Annotated in this window: 6 protein-coding genes; 2 read left to right on the forward strand and 4 right to left on the reverse strand. The window is 69.8% G+C overall.

The window, feature by feature from the left end; translation table 11 throughout:
* Complete coding sequence (locus tag RMO04_RS12275; RefSeq protein ID WP_309645068.1) at positions 1 to 1167, reverse strand: MFS transporter; 1167 nt, start codon at positions 1165 to 1167, stop codon at positions 1 to 3.
* 124 nt (positions 1168 to 1291) lie between these two features.
* On the opposite strand from RMO04_RS12275, the gene RMO04_RS12280 reads away from it, so the two are divergent.
* Together RMO04_RS12280 and RMO04_RS12285 are read left to right on the forward strand one after the other, a co-directional pair.
* Positions 1292 to 1636 (forward strand): GIY-YIG nuclease family protein, encoded by a 345-nt coding sequence (locus tag RMO04_RS12280; RefSeq protein ID WP_309645069.1) that lies wholly within the window; start codon positions 1292 to 1294, stop codon positions 1634 to 1636.
* 199 nt (positions 1637 to 1835) lie between these two features.
* Positions 1836 to 2393: a GNAT family protein gene (locus RMO04_RS12285; RefSeq protein ID WP_309645070.1), complete on the forward strand. Its 558-nt coding sequence runs from the start codon at positions 1836 to 1838 to the stop codon at positions 2391 to 2393.
* 3 nt (positions 2394 to 2396) lie between these two features.
* On the opposite strand, the gene RMO04_RS12290 is transcribed toward RMO04_RS12285, so the two are convergent.
* From RMO04_RS12290 to RMO04_RS12300, 3 genes are all read right to left on the reverse strand, one after another.
* A complete protein-coding gene (locus RMO04_RS12290; RefSeq protein WP_309645071.1) occupies positions 2397 to 2831 on the reverse strand; it encodes a hypothetical protein in 435 nt (144 codons plus the stop codon).
* A gap of 81 nt (positions 2832 to 2912) precedes the next feature.
* The gene (locus tag RMO04_RS12295; RefSeq protein WP_309645072.1) at positions 2913 to 3779 is read right to left on the reverse strand and encodes a 50S ribosomal protein L11 methyltransferase; all 867 of its coding nucleotides are present in this window, start codon (positions 3777 to 3779) and stop codon (positions 2913 to 2915) included.
* Positions 3780 to 3821: 42 nt separating this feature from the next.
* The coding region (locus RMO04_RS12300) for a hypothetical protein (protein ID WP_309645073.1) at positions 3822 to 4290 on the reverse strand (469 nt) is incomplete at its 5' end.

A 4290-nucleotide genomic window follows, 5' to 3' on the forward strand; every position in this document is an offset into this window, starting at 1 on the left:
TCAATCGGGGCGCCGCAGGAGCATCAGGCAGCCGAAGGCCAGCAGGCTCGCGCCGATCAGCACCCCGAGGGCCAGTTGCGCGGAATGGCCAAGCGCGAGGGCGAACAGCAGCGGCGCCACCGCGCCCACCAGCCGCGCCGGGACGTTCAGCGTTCCCAGGCGGCCGCCATAGTTCAGCGTTCCGAACAGGGCCAGGGGCAGCGTGCCGCGAACGATCGTGAAGAGCCCGTTGCCGACGCCGTAGAGGATGGCGAAGGGTACGGCCGCGATGGGGCCGAGCGCCAGCAGCAGGCTCGCGCCGATGGGAAAGGCGACCACGGCGGCGCGACCCGAGTTCAGCGGATGGATCCGCCGCACCAGCACGAACTCGGCGAAGCGGGCCGCGACCTGGGCCGGTCCGACCAACATGCCCGCCGCCACGGCCGCCGCGGCGCTGGCGCCCATGGCGACCAATAGCGGAGGCAGGTGGGCGCCCATGATCGAGCCGATTCCCGCCATGACGGCGAGCGCCGTGGCCAGGAGGATCATTTGGAAGGCGGCCGGCGCCGGAAGCGGCCCGCCAGGCTCGGCCTCCCCGGTCGGCGCCGCGACGTGGGGCGCGTCGCGGGGGAGGGTCAGGTGCAACGGCAGGCAGATCAGCAGGTTGGCGGCGGCCCAGACTAGGCAGGCGCCGCGCCAGCCGATCTCGTGGTCCAGCCAGGCGGTCAACGGCCAGGCGACGGTCGAGGCGAAACCGGCGATCAGGGTGACGCCCGTGATTGAACGGCGGGCGTCGAGCCCGAACCAGCCCACCAGGCCCGCGAAGGCGATGTCGTAGAGGCCGAGCGCCATGCCCAGGCCCAGGACCAGCCAGGCCAGGACCAGTTGCCAAGCGGTTTGGGACAGCGCCATGCCGACCAGGCCGAGCGCCAAGATGATGCTTGCCGCCGACAGGGGCAGGCGCGCGCCGTTGCGGTCGACCGAACGGCCGGCGGCGGGGCCGACGAAGGCGTGGATCAACAGGGCGCCGGAAAAGGCGGCGAACACGAAGGCGGTGGAGGTTCCGACCGCCTGGGACATGGAGCCCGCCAGGGAGGCGGGCAGGTAGCTGGAGCAGGCATAGCCGATGGTCTGGGTCGCCCCAAGGGTCAAGACGGCGCGGCGGGGGCTGATGCTCTGCGCCGCCATCTTGTCCTGCCTCCCGAATCCCAAAGACCGAGACTGCCCCGGTATGCCCACAACGCCAAAGGCGCGGTGAAAATTATACCCGGGTATAATTGACAAGAGCGTGAGATCGGGGCATCTAGCGGCCATGGAAAAGTCCCGCCGCCAAGAACTCGTCCGCGACTACAAGGAACGCCGGAGTCGGCCGGGGATCTACAGCCTCACCTGCGCGGCCACCAGCCAGGCCTGGGTGGGATCGTCGCGCGCCATCGACAGCCAGAGCAACAGCGTCGACTTCTCCCTGCGCCACGGCTCCCACCGCGTGAAGGACCTGCAGGCGGCGTGGAACGCCCATGGCGAGGCCGGGGTGATCTACGCCGTCGTCGAGGTGCTGGACGACGAGGACATGACGACGATCGGCCAGCAGACCTGGCTCAAGACCCGCCTGGCCCACTGGACGAGCGCGCTTGGGGCCAAGTCGGCCATCGCCTGATCTGGCCTTCGGGCTGAAGCTGGGCTATGGATACCGCCATGCGCAGCGCCGCCACCCTCTCGAATTCCTGCGGTCCCCTCGGGGCCGTGCGTCTTCGCGTGGGCTGACCGCCTGCACTGAAAAGACCCACGACCCCTGCCCAAGCCGGCAAGGGTCGAGGAAACGAGCCCTCCGCCGGCGTGAACCCCGGAGAGCACGGATGACCAAGCAAGACTTCCCCATACGAACCCGCCGACTGATCCTGCGCGACATATGCGCGGACGACTATGACGACGTCCATGAGTACGCCACGGACGAGGCGGTGGCGCGCTTCATGGATTGGGGGCCGAACACGCCCGAGCAGACCCGCGATGTCATCGCCCGCTGGTTGGCGCAGCAGGCCGAGATCGTTCGCCTGACCATGAACCTCGCCATCGAGCACGCGGACCAGGGCAAGGTGATCGGGTCGATACGGCTGAGCTATCAGGGCGGTCGGACGGCTGATCTCGGCTACAGCCTGCACAGCGCCTACTGGCGACAGGGCTACATGACCGAGGCCGCCGAAGCCTTACTGGAGTTGGGGTTTGGGACCTTTGGCCTGCGCCGGATCTGGGCGAGCTGCGACGTGCGCAACGTGGGCTCTTACGGCGTGATGGAAAAGCTCGGCATGCGCCGCGAGGGAACCTTGCGGGAGGATATCGAGGTCAAGGGCCGCTGGCGGGACACCCACCTCTACGCCGTGCTGGCGCAGGAGTGGGCGTCCCGCTGGGCAATCTAGATGCTACTCACGCAGGGGCGGCGTTTCGGTGACGGCTTCGCCAGCGTCGGCCGCCGCATCCTGGGTGGCTTCGGCCGTGCGTGCAGCCGCTGCGCTGGCGCTGTCGGCGGCCGAGCGGGTGGCGTCAGCCATGCTGGCGGCCGCACCGCGCGAGGCTTCGGTGGCATCCGCCGCGGCGGCCTGCGCCTGGGCGGCGGCGTTGTCGAGGGTGGCTTCGCTACGGCCGCTTTCGCGCGCGGCTTGCAGGTCGGTCTCGGTGGTCGAGCTGCTGTTGAAGACGAAGAAAAGACCCACGATGGCGACGACCGCCACCAACGCCGCGATCCACCAACCGGCGTTGCTTCCGCCGCCGCCGACGGTTCTAACCTCTTCGCGCCGGATCACGGCGGGCTGCTCGATTACAGTCTTTTCCACATAGGGATCGTTGGGATTTGTCATCTGTCGTGCTCCATGAACCGGCCTTGGGGCCGCCCCTCGTGGTCGGAGGAACGTGACCGTGCGGCTCAGGTTCCGGAGTCCCTAGGCGCGGCGCAGCACCAGCGTGGCCCAGGCGTCACGGTGGATGCGCCGGTGCAACCGGAAGCCGCGCGAGCGATAGGCGGCGAAGACGCGCCGCTCCTGGGTGCGCAGCAGACCCGACAGGATCGCGACGCCGCCGGGCTTCAACGCGCCCTTGATGTCCTGCGACAGGGCGATCAGCGGGGCGGCCAGGATGTTGGCGAACACCAGGTCATAGGGCGCGGCCTGGCGCACCAGCCGGTGGCCCAGGCCCGAGGCGTGGACGAAACGGGCGTCGGCCTGGTTCAGCTTGGCGTTCTCACGCGAGATGCGGACGGAGGGGCCGTCGATATCCGTGCCTACCGCCTTGGCGCTGCCGGTGCGGGCCGCGGCGATGGCCAGAACTCCGGTGCCCGCGCCGACGTCCAGGACGCGCTCGAAGCTACGGGCCTTGATGAGCTGGTCGTAGGCGTACAGGCAGCCGACGGTGGTGCCGTGGTGCCCGGTGCCGAAGGCCGCGCCGGCCTCGATCCGCAGGTTCACCGTGTTGACCGGCGCACGGCCGGTGTCATGGGCGCCGAACACGAAGAATCGTCCAGCTCGCACGGGCGGCAGGCCCGACAGGGCCATGGCCAGCCAATCGGCGTCGGCCAGCTTTTCCACCAGGGTCCTCAGCTTGGGGAAACCGGCCAGGGCGGCGACCAGGCCGTCGGCCTCTTCGCTGGACGTAGGAAAGGCGTCGATGCGCCAGACGTCGTGATCCTCGTCCTCTTCAAGGATGGAATAGGTGACGCCTTCCAGCATCAGGTCGGCGTCGATCGCCTCGGCGGCGGCTTCGGCGACGGCGCGGGGCCCGCGGGCGATGATCTGAACGGCGTCTTCGGTCATCCGCGCCCTTTAGAGCGCCCGGGTCCGAAAGGCGAGGGGGCTTCAGGTTGGCGGCGGCTCGGGCGGCAGAGGCGCTGCCGGCGCTTCCGGGGCCTCGGGAGGCGCTGGGGCGTCGGGCGCGCTGGCGTAGATGTCGCCGCCAACCGACGGATAGCGGGGCTCGGGCGCCACGTAGACCGGATCTGGCGCGCGGTCGGGGACCGAGACGAAGCGTTGCGGGACGTACGGCGGGGGCTCGTAGGCCTCCATCTCCACGGGTGGCGATTGGGCCACCTCGGGCTGAAGCCAGTCGGTGCCGATCACATAGTCGGGGATGCCGTAGCGATACCCGGCGAATGCCGAGCCGCCGCCGCTCTGCATCACCCGCTCGCCGGAAACCGGCGAGAGCGTCTGCGGGCCCTCGGGACCGATCAGCTCACGTGGTGACGGCTTGATCGCCAGGCCCGCGCCCACCCCGGCCAGGGCGAACACGGCCACGCCGATCGCGGCCGAGGCGTCGATGCGGGGGCTC

The organism is Phenylobacterium sp. (assembly GCF_031412415.1).
Lineage (GTDB): Bacteria > Pseudomonadota > Alphaproteobacteria > Caulobacterales > Caulobacteraceae > Phenylobacterium.